The sequence below is a fragment of the Pseudomonas asiatica genome (assembly GCF_040214835.1).
In the GTDB taxonomy this organism is placed as follows: domain Bacteria; phylum Pseudomonadota; class Gammaproteobacteria; order Pseudomonadales; family Pseudomonadaceae; genus Aquipseudomonas; species Aquipseudomonas putida_Z.
In genome coordinates this window covers 1,024,232-1,041,099 of the sequence record NZ_CP157874.1, presented here as the reverse complement: position 1 = coordinate 1,041,099, position 16,868 = coordinate 1,024,232, and the positions used below count along the sequence as shown (strand labels likewise).

General features: G+C 65.2%; 13 protein-coding genes. 4 read left to right on the top strand and 9 right to left on the bottom strand.

The features are described from left to right. Window positions 1-68 precede the first annotated feature (68 nt). Window positions 69-1,415, bottom strand: coding sequence for a metalloprotease PmbA (gene pmbA, locus ABNP31_RS04775; RefSeq protein ID WP_025337818.1), 1,347 nt, complete (start codon window positions 1,413-1,415; stop codon window positions 69-71). A 108-nt stretch (window positions 1,416-1,523) separates the two neighbouring features. On the opposite strand from pmbA, the gene yjgA reads away from it, so the two are divergent. Further along, window positions 1,524-2,045, top strand: a complete 522-nt coding sequence (yjgA, locus tag ABNP31_RS04770) for a ribosome biogenesis factor YjgA (protein WP_025337817.1) — start codon at window positions 1,524-1,526, stop codon at window positions 2,043-2,045. Window positions 2,046-2,184: 139 nt separating this feature from the next. On the opposite strand, the gene tldD is transcribed toward yjgA, so the two are convergent. From tldD to mreB, 8 genes are all read right to left on the bottom strand, one after another. After that, window positions 2,185-3,624, bottom strand: a complete 1,440-nt coding sequence (gene tldD / locus ABNP31_RS04765; protein ID WP_025337816.1) for a metalloprotease TldD — start codon at window positions 3,622-3,624, stop codon at window positions 2,185-2,187. Between the two features lie 2 nt (window positions 3,625-3,626). Beyond that, window positions 3,627-4,478 carry a carbon-nitrogen hydrolase family protein gene (locus ABNP31_RS04760; protein ID WP_085664513.1) on the bottom strand — a complete coding sequence of 284 codons (852 nt, stop codon included), beginning with the start codon at window positions 4,476-4,478 and terminating at the stop codon, window positions 3,627-3,629. Between the two features lie 8 nt (window positions 4,479-4,486). Further along, complete coding sequence (locus ABNP31_RS04755; RefSeq protein WP_350013045.1) at window positions 4,487-8,320, bottom strand: YhdP family protein; 3,834 nt, start codon at window positions 8,318-8,320, stop codon at window positions 4,487-4,489. An 82-nt stretch (window positions 8,321-8,402) separates the two neighbouring features. After that, window positions 8,403-9,860: a ribonuclease G gene (gene rng / locus ABNP31_RS04750; RefSeq protein ID WP_013971067.1), complete on the bottom strand. Its 1,458-nt coding sequence runs from the start codon at window positions 9,858-9,860 to the stop codon at window positions 8,403-8,405. A gap of 54 nt (window positions 9,861-9,914) precedes the next feature. Then, entirely contained in the window at window positions 9,915-10,628 is a 714-nt protein-coding gene (locus tag ABNP31_RS04745; protein WP_085664510.1) for a Maf family protein, read from the bottom strand. 33 nt (window positions 10,629-10,661) lie between these two features. Then, a complete protein-coding gene (mreD, locus tag ABNP31_RS04740; RefSeq protein ID WP_015269051.1) occupies window positions 10,662-11,150 on the bottom strand; it encodes a rod shape-determining protein MreD in 489 nt (162 codons plus the stop codon). Next, window positions 11,150-12,166, bottom strand: a complete 1,017-nt coding sequence (gene mreC, locus ABNP31_RS04735; RefSeq protein ID WP_350013044.1) for a rod shape-determining protein MreC — start codon at window positions 12,164-12,166, stop codon at window positions 11,150-11,152. The genes mreD and mreC overlap by 1 nt, the downstream gene beginning before the upstream one ends. A gap of 225 nt (window positions 12,167-12,391) precedes the next feature. Continuing rightward, entirely contained in the window at window positions 12,392-13,429 is a 1,038-nt protein-coding gene (gene mreB / locus ABNP31_RS04730; RefSeq protein WP_003255163.1) for a rod shape-determining protein MreB, read from the bottom strand. A gap of 205 nt (window positions 13,430-13,634) precedes the next feature. Between mreB and gatC the strand changes: the two genes are divergently transcribed. From gatC to gatB, 3 genes are read left to right on the top strand one after another with little or no spacing between them, the layout of a single operon-like run. Beyond that, window positions 13,635-13,922 (top strand): Asp-tRNA(Asn)/Glu-tRNA(Gln) amidotransferase subunit GatC, encoded by a 288-nt coding sequence (gene gatC, locus ABNP31_RS04725; RefSeq protein WP_003255165.1) that lies wholly within the window; start codon window positions 13,635-13,637, stop codon window positions 13,920-13,922. Window positions 13,923-13,937: 15 nt separating this feature from the next. Continuing rightward, entirely contained in the window at window positions 13,938-15,389 is a 1,452-nt protein-coding gene (gene gatA / locus ABNP31_RS04720) for an Asp-tRNA(Asn)/Glu-tRNA(Gln) amidotransferase subunit GatA (RefSeq protein ID WP_085664509.1), read from the top strand. Window positions 15,390-15,400: 11 nt separating this feature from the next. Then, window positions 15,401-16,846, top strand: coding sequence for an Asp-tRNA(Asn)/Glu-tRNA(Gln) amidotransferase subunit GatB (gene gatB, locus ABNP31_RS04715; protein ID WP_013971062.1), 1,446 nt, complete (start codon window positions 15,401-15,403; stop codon window positions 16,844-16,846). Window positions 16,847-16,868 lie beyond the last annotated feature (22 nt).

Sequence of the window (16,868 nt, the reverse complement as noted above, 5' to 3'; positions counted from 1 at the left end):
GGGCTTAAGTCTGGTGCAGCACCTGTGGGAGCGGGTTTACCCGCGAAGAGGCCGGTACAGGCTGTGGATCAGCTACCCGCCACAGTCATCCGCTCGATCAGCACCGAGCCGGTGTGAATGTTGCTGCGGGTCTCAAGATCGCTGCCAATCGCGACAATCTGCTGGAACATGTCTTTCATGTTCCCGGCAATGGTCACTTCCTGCACCGCGTGCTGAATCTCGCCATTCTCGACCCAGAACCCTGCCGCGCCACGGGAATAATCCCCCGTCACCATGTTCAGGCCATGCCCCATCAACTCGGTCACCAGCAGCCCGCGGCCCATGCGCCGGATCAGCGCCGCCTGGTCTTCGACACCATGGCTGACGAACAGGTTGTGCACGCCGCCGGCATTGGCCGTGCTTGGCAAACCCAGCTTGCGCCCGGAATAGGTACCCAGCAAGTACGACACCAGCTCACCCTTGTCGACGAACGGCTTGGCATAGGTAGCCAGGCCATCGCCGTCGAATGCGGCACTGCCCAGTGCCCGCGGAATGTGCGGGCGCTCGTCGAGGGTCAGCCAGGTAGGGAACAGGCGCTGGCCGATGGTCCCCTCCAGGAACGACGACTTGCGGTACAGGTTGCCGCCGGAGATGGCCGACAGGAAGCTGCCGAACAGGCCACCGGCCAGCTCGGCCGAGAACAGCACCGGCACCTCGCAGGTCGGCACCGGTCGCGCACCCAGGCGGCTGGCAGCACGCTGGGCAGCGCGCACGCCGATGCTACGCGGGTCTGCCAGCAGGTTGCCCTGGCGGTTCACGTCGTACCAGTAGTCGCGCTGCATCTGGCCGTCGCCTTCGGCGATCATCACGCAGCTCAGGCTGTGCCGGGTCGAGGCGTAGCCACCGATGAAACCATGGCTGTTGCCATACACGCGGCAGCCCTGGTGGGTATTGAGGGTGGTGCCGTCGGCATTGAGGATACGCGGGTCGGCGTCGAACGCCGCCGCCTCGCAGGCCAGGGCCATCTCGATGGCCTTCTCCGGCTCGAGGTTCCAGTCGTGGTACAGGTCCAGGTCCGGGATCTCGCGGGCCATCAACGCTGCGTCGGCCAAGCCGGAACATTCGTCTTCGGAGGTATGCTTGGCAATCGCCAAGGCGGCGGCGACGGTTTCGCGGATCGCTTCCGGGCCACTGGCCGAGGTGCTGGCCGAGCCTTTGCGCTGGCCCACATAGAGGGTGATGCCAAAGCCCTGGTCGCGGTTGAACTCGACCGTTTCGACCTCTCGCTGGCGTACCGTGGTGGACAGGCCCTGCTCCAGCGACACCGCCACTTCGCAGGCACTGGCCCCCTGGCGGCGCGCTTCGGCGATGATCGCCTCGACCTGCTCCTGCAATGCTGGCAGGTCCTTCGGACCTACGCTCTGGACTGCACTCATGGTTCTCTCCACTCAAATTCTGCGTTCGGCGAGGGTCATTCTACGACCGGGCCGGACAAGCGGCCCCCGACTGGTTATCATGGCGGCGATTTCTAGCGGACTGCCACCATGGTTGATTCAAACGACGACGCCTTCGACGGCGAAAAAAGCAAAACCCAGATCAAGCGCGAGCTGCATGCGCTGGTCGAACTCGGCGAGCGCCTTACCACGCTCAAGGCCGATACCCTGGCTCGCCTGCCGTTGACCGACGAGCTGCGCAAGGCCCTGGCCGAAGCCAGCAAGCACACCGCTCACGGTGCCCGCAAACGCCACATGTCGTTTGTCGGCAAGCTGATGCGCGTGCAGGACCTGGATGCCATCCACGCCTTGCTCGAACAGATGGACAGCTCGACCCGCCAGTACAACGAGCGCTTCCACGGCCTGGAGCGCTGGCGCGACCGGTTGATCGACGGTAACGACGAAGACCTTGAGCGCTTCGTCAGCGAATACCCCGACACCGACCGCCAGCAACTGCGCTCGCTGGTACGCCATGCCCAGCACGAGAAGGCGCGGAACAAACCGCCTGCCGCCGCGCGCAAGGTGTTCAAGTACATCCGCGACCTCGACGAGCTGCAGCGCGGCTTGCGCTGATCACTCTGGGGCCGCTTTGCGGCCCAATCGCGACACAAGGCCGCTCCCACAGTAAGTGCGCAGCCATTTCTGCATGGCGCAATCCCTGTGGGAGCGGCCTTGCGTCGCGAAAGGACCGCAAAGCGGTCCCAGATGGCCATCACGCCCCGGTACCGCCCACGGTAATCGCATCCAGCTTCAAGGTCGGCTGCCCGACCCCCACCGGCACCGACTGCCCGTCCTTGCCGCAAGTCCCTACCCCGCTGTCCAGCGCCAGGTCGTTACCGACCATCGACACCCGGCTCATCGCCTCCGGGCCATTGCCGATCAGGGTCGCCCCCTTCACCGGCGCGGTAATCTTGCCGTCTTCGATCAGGTAGGCCTCACTGGTCGAGAACACGAACTTGCCGCTGGTGATGTCCACCTGGCCACCGCCGAGGTTGGCGCAGTAGATGCCCTTCTTCACCGAAGCGATGATTTCCTGCGGGTCGCTTTCGCCGGCACGCATGTAGGTGTTGGTCATGCGCGGCATCGGCAGGTGCGCGTAGGATTCGCGGCGGCCGTTGCCGGTCACCGCCATGCCCATCAGGCGCGCGTTCAGCTTGTCCTGCATGTAGCCCTTGAGCACACCGTTCTCGATCAGCGTGGTGCACTCGGTCGGGGTGCCTTCGTCATCCACGCTCAGCGAGCCACGGCGGCCTTCGAGGGTGCCGTCGTCGACGATGGTGCACAGGCTCGATGCCACTTTCTCGCCAATGCGGCCGCTGAACGCCGAACTGCCCTTGCGGTTGAAGTCACCTTCCAGGCCATGGCCGACAGCCTCGTGCAGCAGCACGCCCGACCAGCCCGAGCCCAGCACCACCGGCAGGGTACCAGCCGGTGCCGGGATCGCCTCCAGGTTCACCAGGGCCTGGCGCAGCGCTTCGCGGGCATAGCCCATGACCCGCTCTTCGGTGAAGAAGCGGTAGTCGGTACGCCCGCCACCGCCCTGCCCGCCACGCTCGCGGCGGCCATTCTGCTCGACGATGACGCTGACGTTGAAGCGCACCAGCGGGCGCACGTCGGCGGCCAGGCTGCCATCGGCCGCAGCGATCAGGATGCGCTCCCAGACCCCGGCCATGCTCACACTGACCTGCTGGATACGCGGGTCCAGGGCACGGGTGGCGGCGTCGACACGCTTGAGCAGGTCGACCTTTTCAGCACGGCTGAGCACATCCAGCGGGTTGTCCGCCGGATAAAGGGCAGTCACGTCCTGGCTGCGGAAGGCCTGCACCTTACCGTTCTGCCCGGCACGGGAGATCGAACGGGCGGCACGGGCGGCCGAGGTCAGCGCTTCGAGGTTGATTGCGTTGCTGTAGGCAAAGCCGGTCTTTTCACCCGACTGGGCACGCACGCCCACGCCCTGGTCGAGGTTGAAACTGCCCTCTTTGACGATGCCGTCTTCCAGCGCCCAGGTTTCCGAGATCTGGCCCTGGAAATACAGGTCGGCGGCATCGATGCCGGGGCCGGCCAACTCACCCAGCACGCTCTGCAGGCTGTCCAGGGTCAAGCCGCCTGGGGCCAGGAGCTGCTCGCTGACGGTGGATAACATCTGGCTCATAGTCACTCCGAGGTGTGCGCAGGCCGCAACGCGCCCTGCGAGAAAAAGCGCCGGTGCGATACCACCGGCATGCGCGCCCGGATGGACGCTTGTTCGTCAATGTCGCGCTCGGCGAGCAGTACCGCTTCACCTTGCGCCTGTTCCGCGACGATGCGCCCCCAGGGGTCGACGATCGCCGCATGGCCATGGGTTTCCCGTGGCCCCGGGTGAGTGCCGCCCTGCGCCGCAGCCAGCAGGTAGCACTGGGTCTCGATGGCCCGGGCGCGCACCAGCACTTCCCAGTGCGCCGCGCCCGTTACCGCAGTGAAGGCGGCCGGCGCAGTGATCAGTTCCGCACCAGCGGCGCGCAGTGCGCTGTACAGTTCGGGGAAGCGCAGGTCGTAGCACACGCTCAGCCCCAGCCGCCCCACCGGCGTATCAGCCACCACTACCTGAGCGCCGTGAGCATAGTCGTCAGACTCGCGGTAACGGCCACGGTTGTCGGCAACGTCCACATCGAACAGGTGCAGCTTGTCATAGCGTGCCGCTACCTCACCGTGTTCGTCGATCAACAGCGAGCAGGCATGCGCCTTGGCTTCAGGCTGGCCGACCGGTGGCAATGGCAAGGTACCGGCGACAATCCATAACTTGAGGTCGCGGGCGGTACGTTTCAACCATGGCAGGACCGGCCCTTCGCCCAACGCTTCGGCGCGGCCGATGGCAGCGGCATCCTTGCGGCCCATGGCGGCGAAGTTTTCTGGCAGCACGGCCAGTTGTGCACCGCCAAAGGCGGCCTGCTCCAGCAGGGCACCGGCGCGCTGCAGGTTGGCCAGCACATCGTCCTGGCTGACCATCTGGATTACAGCTGCCTTCATGGGCACTCCTAGCGGGATTTCTCGAAAGGTTTCACAAATGTGATTCTAGGCTCTTTCACCGGACCTTCGACACGGTAGTGCACGCTGGCAAAGCGCGACACGCGGTCGCCGATCAGCCGGTCGACCAGGAACAGCGCCCCGCCCACGGCCGGCGCGCCGACAATCAAGGCCGCCAGCGGCAGGTTGTTGGTCACTGGCAGGCTCACCTGCAGGTTGGCATCGACCCGGTCGCGTACCAGGTCCAGGGTACCGTCCAGCTCGAAGTTGCTCGACGGGCCAGTCACGGCGATTGGCTCGCGGGTCACATAGACACCGTTACTGGCCACCAGCAAGCCTTTGACCCGGTCGTAGGCCAGGCCCTTGTCGAACAGGTCGGAGAAGTCCAGGCGCAAGCGCCGGCCGATGGAGTTGAAGTTCAACAGGCCGAACACCCGCAGCGCCTGGGCACTGCCTTCGACCTCGACGAACTGTCCGGTGCGCAGCGCTGCGTCCATGCTGCCAGAGAAGCGCTTGAGGCTCACCGAGGCCGGCGAACCCGGCCAGCGGCCATCCACATCCAGGCGGAAGTCGCGGCTGGTCACGGTCGGGGCAAAGCCCCAGGCCTTGAGCACATCCGCCAGGTTCTTGCCGTCCAGGCGCCCTTTGTACCAGCTGCTGGTGCCGCCCGGTTCGCCTTCCCAGCCGCCGCCACCATCGATACGCAGGCCTTTGAAGTCGAGGTCGATGTCGCTGGCGGTCACGCCACGCGCGGTCGGCCGCAGCTTGAGCGACGCACTGCCGAACAGGTCGTCACCGCGATAGAGCTTGTCGATGCTCAGGTCCAGCGCCGGCACCTTGCGCGGGTCGAACGAGGCCAGCGGGTCCGGGCCCTCCTCGGCCTGTGCCTCGGCCTGCTTTTCAGCAGCGCTGGCGGCGGGCAGGCGCAAGGTCTGCATGCGCACGACCATGGGCGCGCCCTTGGCATCCGGCAGCCGGGCGTTGCCGATGACTTCCTTGCTGTCGAGGCGCAAATCCCAGGCGGGGCCACCACGGGCCAGGCGCACCACGGCCTGGTTCAGGTCCAGGCCAAAGGCTTTCAGCTGGCCGATGCTCAGGTCGACGCCTTGCAGGTTCTGCCGCGCGCTACCACCCGGGTCGTTACCGGCCAGGCGCGCCGCCTGTTCCTGCCAAGGCCCCAGGTCCAGCGCCTCCAGGTGCCCGCGCACTCGCAGGCCCTGGCCGGCAGGTACCTGGGCGTCCCCGGCGCCCAGCAGCAACTCGCCACGGCCCTGCCCCAGCTTCTCGGCCGGCGCGGCGTAGGCAAAGCGGGCAAGGTCGGTGTAGGCGACATCGAAGCGCCGCTCCGGCCCCTGCAGGGTCATGCTGAAACGGGTGTCACGGGTATCGGACGCTGCCTTGCCAAAGGGTGCTGGCAGGTCGATGGCCAGGCCCTTGAGGCTGGAATTGATGCTCAGGCGGTTGTCCCGGCTACCCAGGCTGACCTGCAACTGGTACGGCAGGTCGCCGGAAGCCGGCAAGGCCTGGTTGAACTGCAGCCAGTCGGTCAGTGCCTTGAGCGACACCTGGCCGCTGGCGTTGACGCGTGTCTGCATCTGCCCGGGCTGGCCTTCGGCGGTGATTTGCGCCGTCACCGGCTTGCCGAAGGCCTGCAGGCTGATGCCCTTGCCGCTCAGGCCCTTGTCCAAATCAAAACTGAAGTCACCCTTCAGGCGGCTCAAATCAAGGCTCGGCGGCGCGACCTTCAGCCGCGCATCGTCGGTGGCAAAGTCCACCTGCACTTTCGGCCGCTGCCCGTGGGCCAGCGGAATGTCGAGCTTGACCTTGCCCTTGAGCGGCCCCTCGCCCTCCCAGCCAGCGAAGATCTCGCCAGTGCCGATTGGCGCTTCCTTGAGGATCTTCAGGCCATCGCCCAGGCTGCCGTCGAAGTCGCCATCGAGGTACAGGTGGCTTTGCTGGCCCTGGTCGACATGCGGGATATCGACGCTCACATCACTGACCTCGGTGTCGAGCAGTACGCCACGCTGGGCCTTGATGCGCACACCGCTGTCCTCGATGAACACATCGCCATCAACGTGCTGCACCTGCGGCCAGCCCGGCTGGAAGTCCAGGGCCGCATCACGCACCTTGAAGAACAGACTGATGCTGCGGGCTTCCGGCGCGACGCCATGGTTCAGCGAGCCCTGGTACTGGAAGTAGCCTTCGTCCACCGTGCCTTTGACGATCGCACTGCGCAGCCATTCGTCGAGGGCGGGGCTGAGCACCTCGGGCAGGTACTTGGCGGTGTAGCGGCCATCGCCTTCGGTCAGGCCGACGCGCAGGTCCATGTAGTCCTCGCGGCCCTCTTCGAACAACAGGCGAATGAGGAAGTCACCGGCGATCTTGCCCTCCTCGCCGAGCACCTTGAGGTAAGGCGCGACCAGGGTGAAACCTTCCTTGTCCAAGGCCCAGGTCAGGCGCGCATTGGCCTTCTGGTAGTGCCAGGGTTTGGCGAAGATCGGGTACAGATGCAGCATGAACGCATCGGTATCAAGGCGCAGTTCGCCATGGCCAAGGTCACCGCTGATGCTGCCGCTGACGTTACCGGCTGCAGGAGCATTGTGATAGGCATCGAAACCGACCTTCTCCAGGTTGGCTTCGAACTGCAGGCGCTGGTCACCCTCGGCCTTGGGCCGGGCCTCCAGGCGCACATTGCGCAGCGCGCCGGTCACCTTCAGGCCATCGACCACGGCCATGACCTTGTCCGGCAGCGGCGCCAGGGCATCGATCAGCGGGGTCAACGGTGTGAGGTCGAGGCGGTCGGCCTGCACTTGCCAGCTTTCCGCGGCAGCGTCCTCGCCTGGACGCTGCTGCAATTGCAGGTGCGACTCCCAGCGGGTCTTGCCGACATCCATGGCCAGGGAGTCGACCACCACATCGAAGCCTTGCTCCCGGCGCTGGAACCAGGCGCCCAGGGCCAGGTTGTTCAGCTTGGCCGCCTTGCGCCCGGCATAGGCGCCCTGCAACTCCGGTGCATTGAGGCGTACGACGGCCTGCTGCAACTGCCCCTTGCGCCAGTCGACCCAGAACTCGCCGCCCGCCCGCAGCGCGTCGGCATGCCACTGACCCAGCAGGCGTGGTGGCAGCCAACGCGCCCAGTCACTCTGTGGCAGGCTCAGGTAGGCTTCGACCTGGCCGTCGCGCCAGGCGTTGGCCGAGGCACGACTGCGCAGGTTCAGCGACAGGGGCTGGCCATCGGGCAGGGTCGCGCGCAGGTCCAGGGCATGGCGCGAAGCCCCGGCCTGCAGGCCGACGCTCACATAAGTCAGGGTCAACGGGTCGCGCTGCCAGGGGTGCAGGGTGACCTGGCTGTCGAACACATCGATGCGGCCCAACTGGCGCAGGCGCTGCAACAACTCGGCGGGGTCGAGCGGCGTATCGTCCTTCTTCGGCAGGCCTTCGAGGCTCCAGGCGCCCTGCTCGTTCTCGCGCAGGATCAGTTGCAGGCCGCCCAACTGAATGCGTGCCAGGCGTACCTCGCGGGCGGTGAGGCTGGCCCAGACATCGGGTACCACCTTGACGTCGTCCAGGCGCAGGGCCGTGGCCCCCTCGCCCAGTTGCAGGTCGCGCACCCGCAGCACCGGTGCCAGGCCGCTCCAGCGGCCTTCCAGGGCACCGACGTGCACGGGCAGGCCCAAAGCCTGTTCGGCCTTGCTTTCCACATCGGCGCGGTACTCGGCCACCAACGGCACCAGTTCGCGGCCGAGGCTGACATACAGCGCCACCAGTACCGCCAGCAGGGCGCAAACGCCCAGCCCCCAGCGGGTCAAGGCGACAAGAACGCGGGTCAGACGTCCCATGGCCATGGCCCTCCAGGTCGTTTATCCATGATGGCCCGTCGTCCCGGTTTTGCCAGCCCGGGCCACCCGCGGCGCGTTTCAGAAGGCCTCAGAGCAGCACCACATCGTATTGTTCCTGCGAATACATCGACTCCACCTGGAAACGAATGGTTCGGCCGATGAAGGCCTCCAGTTCCGCGACGTTACCGGACTCTTCATCCAGCAACCGGTCGACCACCTTCTGGTTGGCCAGCACGCGGTAGCCTTCGGCCTGGTAGGCACGGGCCTCGCGCAGGATCTCGCGGAAGATTTCGTAACAGATGGTCTCGGGGGTTTTCAGCTTGCCACGGCCCTGACAGGCCAGGCAGGGCTCGCACAGCACCTGTTCCAGGCTTTCCCGTGTGCGCTTGCGGGTCATCTGCACCAGGCCCAGCTCGGTGATGCCGATGATATTGGTCTTGGCGTGATCGCGCTCCAGCTGCTTTTCCAGGGTGCGCAGCACCTGGCGCTGGTGCTCCTCGTCTTCCATGTCGATGAAGTCGATGATGATGATGCCGCCGATATTGCGCAGGCGCAGTTGCCGGGCGATGGCTGTGGCGGCCTCGAGGTTGGTCTTGAAGATGGTCTCTTCAAGGTTGCGATGGCCGACGAAGGCGCCGGTGTTCACATCGATGGTGGTCATCGCTTCAGCGGGGTCGACCACCAGATAGCCGCCGGACTTCAGCGGTACCTTGCGCTCCAGTGCGCGCTGGATCTCGTCCTCGACGCCGTACAGGTCGAAGATCGGCCGTTCGCCCGGGTAGTGCTCGAGGCGGTCGGCGATTTCCGGCATCAGCTCGCCAACGAACTGCGTGGTCTTCTGGAAGGTTTCCCGCGAGTCGATGCGGATCTTCTCGATCTTCGGGTTGACCAGGTCGCGCAAGGTACGCAGGGCCAGGCCCAGGTCCTCGTAGATGACCGTGGGCGCACCGCAAGTCTTGATCTGGGTGCCGATCTGCTCCCACAGGCGGCGCAGGTAGCGAATGTCCTGCAGGATCTCTTCAGCGCGTGCGCCTTCGGCGGCGGTACGCAGGATGAAGCCACCGGCGTCCTTGATGTTCTCGCTTTCCATGCAGTCGCTGACCACCTGCTTGAGGCGCTCGCGCTCGGCTTCGTCTTCGATCTTCAGGGAAATGCCGACATGGCTGCTGCGCGGCATGTACACCAGGTAGCGCGACGGGATCGACAGCTGGGTGGTCAGGCGCGCGCCCTTGGTGCCGATCGGGTCCTTGGTCACCTGCACCACCAGGGCCTGGCCCTCGTGCACCAGGGCGGTGATGTTCTCTACCGCCGAGCCTTCGCGCTGGGATATTTCCGAGGCATGGATGAATGCCGCGCGCTCCAGGCCGATGTCGACAAAGGCCGCCTGCATGCCCGGCAGCACACGCACCACCTTGCCTTTGTAGATATTGCCGACGATGCCCCGGCGCTGGGTGCGCTCGACATGCACTTCCTGCAGCACCCCGTTTTCCACCACCGCCACGCGCGACTCCATCGGGGTGATGTTGATCAGGATCTCTTCACTCATGGCAGGCTCTCGTCAAAGGTCTTGGATAATGATGGATGGCGTATGCAGTGCTGGCTACCGCTGGTTTGTTACCTCTGGCGTATGCGCGGGCGATTGCCAGCAGGCAATGCCGAATTGGCCGAGCAGTTCGGCCGTTTCACTGAGGGGCAAGCCGACCACCGCCGAGTAGCTGCCGGAAAGGCCGGTGACGAACACCGCGCCCAAGCCCTGGATGGCATAGCCGCCGGCCTTGTCCGCGGGCTCGCCGCTGGCCCAGTAGCGTTGCGCTTCCTCGGCGCTGATCGCACGGAAGCGCACCTTGCTGGTGACGCACAGGCTGTGCACGCGCTGGCCATCGCTCAGGGCGACCGCGGTCAAAACCTGGTGCTCGCGGCCCGAAAGGTCGGCCAGCATGGCCAGGGCATCTTCGCGGGTTTCCGGTTTGCCGAGAATACGACCATCGAGCACCACGGCAGTGTCTGCACCCAGCACCACAGCACGATTTTCCAGGGCCGCGGTGTGGCTATTCGCGGGCGCGCCCGCTCCCACAGGGACGGCGCTGCCCTCGTGAGAGCGGGCATGCCCGCGAATGGCCTGCACTGGATGTTCCAGGCTGGCCAGGCCGGCGGCAGCCTTGGCCCGGGCCAGGCGCTCGACGTAGGCCGGGGCGCTTTCATCAGGCAATGGGGTTTCATCGATGGGGGCACTGACGACGCTGAACGGTACACCGATCTGGGTCAGCAGTTCACGACGACGGGGCGAGCCGGAGGCCAGGTATAGCGGGGTCATGCAGACATCTCCCTGTCAGTCGCGGCGGCGCCGTCAGTTGATATGCAAGCGTCGGCGCAGGTCGCGCAGGGCGAAGCTGATCCACGGCCAGAGCAAGGCACTGATCACCGCCGACCAGACCAACGCCAGGGTGGGCAGGCGGTTGCCGGTCAGCGCGCTGAGCCACAGCTGGATCAGCTGGGCAATACCGAAGATCACCAGGATCACCAGGCTCTGCTGCCACATGGGGAACATACGCAGGCGCTGCTGCAACGACAGCACCAGGAAGGTGATGAGGGTAAGGATCAGCGCGTTCTGCCCCAGCAGGGTGCCGTACAGCACATCCTCGGCCAGGCCCAGCACGAACGCGGTGGTCATGCCGACCTTGTTCGGTACGGCGAGGGTCCAGAACGACACCAGCAAGGCCAGCCACATGGGCCGGAACACTTCCATGAACTGCGGCATGGGCGAGACGCTGAGCAGCAGGCCGATGGCGAAAGTCAGCCAGATGACCCAGCCGTTGTTGCGGCGTGATGCAGCCATCATTGCCTCCGGGTGTGAGCGGGTGCGGCAGGCGCGGCAGCCGGCGTGGCAGGTGCGGCCGCCGGAGCTGCAGGCTGCGCAGCCGGGGCTGCCGGGGTCGCTGGTGTGGCCGCTGGTGTGGCCGGCGTGGCAGGGGCGCTGCCAGCTGGTGCGCCCTGCTCGCCCGTCGTGGCCGGCTGGCCTGCGGTCGAGGTGCCCTTGCGGTCAGCCTCTTCCTGGGCAATGGCGGCATCGGTGGCGCGCTGTTCCGGGCTGCGCCGGTCGCTGAACACCAGCAGCATGTAGCGGCTACGGTTGAGCGCGGCGGTGGGGATGGCACGAACGATGGCGAACGGCTGGCCGGAATCGTGGATCACTTCGTTGACCGTGGCCACCGGGTAGCCGGCCGGGAACCGTTGCCCCATGCCGGAACTGACCAGCAGGTCGCCTTCCTTGATGTCGGCGGTATCGGCCACATGGCGCAGCTCCAGGCGCTCCGGGTTGCCGGTGCCGCTGGCGATGGCGCGCAGGCCGTTGCGGTTGACCTGCACCGGGATGCTATGGGTGGTATCGGTCAGCAACAGTACCCGCGAGGTGTAGGGCATCAGCTCGACCACCTGGCCCATCAGGCCACGGGCATCGAGCACCGGCTGGCCCAGGAACACGCCATCACGCTCGCCCTTGTTGATCAGGATGCGGTGGGTGAACGGGTTGGGGTCGACACCGATCAGCTCGGCCACCTCGACCTTTTCGTTGACCAGCGCCGAGGAGTTGAGCAACTCGCGCAGGCGCACGTTCTGCTCGGTCAGGGCCGCCAGCTTCTGCAGGCGCCCCTGCAGCAGCAGGGCTTCGGTCTTGAGCTTTTCGTTCTCGGCGATCAGTTCGGTGCGGCTGCCGAACTGGCCGGCCACACCTTGCCACGCACGCTGCGGCAGGTCGGTGATCCAGTACGACTCCATGAGTACCAGGCCCATCTGGCTGCGCACTGGTTTGAGCACGTCGAAGCGCGCGTCGACAACCATCAACGCGACCGACATCACCACCAGGACGAGCAGGCGAACGCCCAGCGAAGGGCCCTTGGAGAAAAGCGGTTTAATGGGCCGTTCCTCGTGGACGACTCAGGAGGTCATTGGACATGGGACAACGCACCAGCCTGGTTGCGGGTTGACGGATACGGCGCCCCGAACGGGCGCCAGCCCAGCACATACAGGTAGCACTGTGCGTACTACCTGTAAACCGGGGCTCGTGAACAGCGAGCGGAATCACTCGCTGGAGAGCAGGTCCATCGCGTGCTTGTCCATCATCTCCAAGGCGCGACCACCGCCACGGGCGACACAGGTCAGCGGGTCTTCGGCGACGATCACCGGCAGGCCGGTTTCCTGGGCCAGCAGCTTGTCCAGGTCACGCAGCAGTGCGCCACCACCGGTCAGCACCAGGCCACGCTCGGCGATGTCCGAGGCCAGCTCAGGCGGCGATTGCTCCAGGGCACTCTTGACCGCCTGGACGATGGTCGCCAGGGACTCCTGCAGCGCTTCGAGCACTTCGTTGGAGTTCAGGGTGAAGGCACGCGGTACGCCCTCGGCCAGGTTGCGGCCGCGCACATCGACTTCGCGTACTTCGCCGCCCGGGTAGGCGGTACCGATTTCCTGCTTGATGCGCTCGGCGGTGGACTCGCCGATCAGGCTGCCGTAGTTGCGGCGCACGTAGGTGACGATGGCTTCATCGAAGCGGTCGCCGCCAACGCGGACGGACTCGGCATAGACCACGCCGTTCAGGGAGATGAGCGCGATTTCAGTGGTACCACCACCGATATCGACGACCATCGAACCGCGGGCTTCTTCGACCGGCAGGCCGGCACCGATGGCGGCGGCCATCGGCTCTTCGATCAGGAACACTTCACGGGCACCGGCACCCAGCGCCGATTCGCGAATGGCGCGGCGCTCTACCTGGGTCGACTTGCACGGCACGCAGATCAGCACGCGCGGGCTCGGCTGCAGGAAGCTGTTCTCGTGAACCTTGTTGATAAAATATTGCAACATTTTTTCGCAAACGCTGAAGTCGGCGATGACGCCGTCCTTCATCGGACGAATGGCAGCAATGTTGCCAGGCGTACGGCCCAGCATGCGCTTGGCTTCGGTACCGACGGCGACGACGCTTTTCTGGTTGCCATGGGTACGGATGGCAACAACCGAGGGCTCATTCAGGACGATACCGCGCTCACGCACGTAAATAAGGGTGTTGGCAGTACCCAGGTCGATGGACAGATCGCTGGAAAACATGCCACGCAGTTTCTTGAACATGGGAAAGTGACCCTGGGGAAAGCGTGGGTAAAAAAGTGCGGCAAACTCTAACAATGGCAGGGATTTTGGGCAAGGAGCCAATATGTTAAATTGGCTGTTTTTCCGAGCACGCCAGCAGAATTTCGCGGCCGTTAGACCGCCAGAAAGCTGACATGTTCCTCACTGCGGACCCAAATTCCGGTCTTTGTTTCCCCTGGAGATCCCCATGGCGCTTGAACGCTGCGACGTGGAAAAGATCGCCCATCTGGCCCGTCTGGGCCTGAATGATGGCGAACTGCCACGCATTACTGACGCACTGAACAGCATTCTCGGGCTGGTCGACCAGATGCAAGCGGTCGACACTACCGGCATCGAGCCACTGGCCCACCCCCTGGAGGCCAGCCAGCGCCTGCGTCCCGACCAGGTCACCGAAAGCAACCAGCGCGACGCCTACCAGGCCATCGCGCCGTCGACCGAAAGCGGTCTGTACCTGGTTCCCAAAGTCATCGAGTAAGGGATAGAGCCTGCCATGCATCAATTGACCCTGGCCGAGATCGCCCGCGGACTCGCCGACAAGTCGTTTTCCTCCGAAGAGCTGACCGGCGCCCTGCTGGCGCGCATCAAGCAGCTCGACCCGCAGATCAACAGCTTCATCAGCGTCACCGAAGACCTGGCCCTGGGCCAGGCGCGTGCCGCCGACGCCCGTCGCGCCGCCGGCGAAACCGGCGCGCTGCTGGGTGCCCCGATCGCCCACAAGGACCTGTTCTGCACCAACGGCGTACGCACCAGCTGCGGCTCGAAGATGCTCGACAACTTCAAGGCGCCGTATGATGCCACCGTGGTTGCCAAGCTGGCCGAAGCCGGCATGGTCACCCTGGGCAAGACCAACATGGACGAATTCGCCATGGGTTCGGCCAACGAATCCAGCCACTACGGCGCGGTGAAGAACCCATGGAACCTCGAGCACGTCCCGGGCGGCTCGTCGGGCGGTTCGGCCGCGGCAGTGGCTGCGCGCCTGCTGCCAGCCACCACCGGCACCGACACCGGCGGCTCGATCCGCCAACCGGCGGCACTGACCAACCTCACCGGCCTCAAGCCGACCTATGGCCGCGTGTCGCGCTGGGGCATGATTGCCTACGCCTCCAGCCTCGACCAGGGTGGCCCGCTGGCCCGTACCGCCGAAGACTGCGCCCTGCTGCTGCAAGGCATGGCCGGTTTCGACGCCAAGGACTCCACCAGCATCGAAGAGCCGGTGCCGGACTACAGCGCCAACCTGAATGCTTCGCTGCAGGGCCTGCGCATCGGCCTGCCGAAGGAGTACTTCGGTGCCGGCCTCGACCCACGCATCGCCGACCTGGTCCAGGCCAGCGTCAAGGAGCTGGAAAAGCTCGGCGCGGTGGTCAAGGAAATCAGCCTGCCGAACATGCAGCACGCCATCCCGGCCTACTACGTGATCGCCCCCGCTGAAGCCTCGTCCAACCTGTCGCGCTTCGACGGCGTGCGCTTCGGCTACCGCTGCGAAAGCCCGAAAGACCTCACCGACCTGTACAAGCGTTCGCGTGGCGAAGGCTTCGGTGTCGAAGTGCAGCGCCGCATCATGGTCGGCACCTACGCCCTGTCGGCCGGCTACTACGACGCCTACTACGTGAAGGCGCAGCAGATCCGCCGCCTGATCAAGAACGATTTCATGGCTGCCTTCAACGACGTCGACCTGATCCTCGGCCCGACCACGCCGAACCCGGCCTGGAAGCTCGGCGCCAAAAGCAGCGACCCGGTCGCCGCCTATCTGGAAGACGTCTACACCATCACCGCCAACCTGGCGGGCCTGCCGGGCCTGTCGATGCCGGCCGGCTTCGTCGATGGCCTGCCGGTCGGCGTGCAGCTGCTGGCGCCATACTTCCAGGAAGGCCGCCTGCTCAACGTCGCGCACCGCTACCAGCAAGTGACCGACTGGCACACCCGCGCCCCCAACGGCTTCTGAGGAATTCACACATGCAATGGGAAGTTGTGATCGGGCTGGAAATCCACACTCAGCTCGCCACCCAGTCGAAGATCTTCTCCGGCAGCGCCACCACCTTCGGTTCCGAGCCGAACACCCAGGCCAGCCTGGTTGACCTGGGCATGCCTGGCGTACTGCCGGTGCTGAACCAGGAAGCCGTGCGCATGGCGTGCATGTTCGGCCTGGCCATCGATGCCGAGATCGGCAAGCGCAACGTGTTCGCGCGCAAGAACTACTTCTACCCGGACCTGCCCAAGGGCTACCAGATCAGCCAGATGGACCTGCCGATCGTCGGCAAGGGCCACCTGGACATCGCCCTGGAAGACGGCACCATCAAGCGCATCGGGGTAACCCGTGCGCACCTGGAAGAAGACGCCGGCAAGAGCCTGCACGAAGACTTCAGCGGCTCCACCGGCATCGACCTGAACCGTGCCGGCACCCCGCTGCTGGAAATTGTCTCCGAGCCTGACATGCGCAGCGCCAAGGAAGCCGTGGCCTACGTCAAGGCGATCCACGCGCTGGTGCGTTACCTGGGCATCTGCGACGGCAACATGGCTGAAGGCTCGCTGCGTTGCGACTGCAACGTGTCGATCCGCCCGAAAGGCCAGGCCGAGTTCGGCACCCGCTGCGAGATCAAGAACGTCAACTCGTTCCGCTTCATCGAGCGCGCGATCAACAGCGAGATCCAGCGCCAGATCGACCTGATCGAGGACGGCGGCAAGGTGGTACAGGAAACTCGCCTGTACGACCCGAACAAGGACGAGACCCGCTCCATGCGCAGCAAGGAGGAAGCCAACGACTACCGTTACTTCCCCGACCCGGACCTGCTGCCGGTGGTGATCGAGGACAGCTTCCTCGAAACCGTCCGCGCCGGCTTGCCGGAACTGCCGACGCAGAAGGTCGAGCGCTTCCAGAACCAGTACGGCCTGTCGGCCTACGACGCCAACGTGCTGGCATCCAGCCGCGAACAGGCGGACTACTTCGAGGAAGTGGTGAAGATCGGTGGCGATGCCAAGCTGGCAGCCAACTGGGTCATGGTCGAGCTGGGCAGCCTGCTGAACAAGCTGGGCATCGAGATCGACCAGGCGCCGGTCAGCGCCGCACAGCTGGGCGGCATGCTGCTGCGTATCCGCGACAACACCATCAGCGGCAAGATCGCCAAGACTGTGTTCGAGGCCATGGCCGCTGGTGAAGGCGATGCCGACAGCATCATCGAAAGCAAAGGCCTGAAGCAGGTCACCGATACCGGTGCGATCGACAAGATGCTCGACGAAGTGCTGGCGGCCAACGCCGAGCAGGTCGAACAGTACCGCGCAGCCGACGAGGCCAAGCGTGGCAAGATGTTCGGCTTCTTCGTCGGCCAGGCGATGAAAGCCTCCAAAGGCAAGGCCAACCCGGGGCAAGTGAACCAATTGCTCAAGGCCAAGCTCGAAGGGTGATTGTTTTACCCCTGTAGTCCTG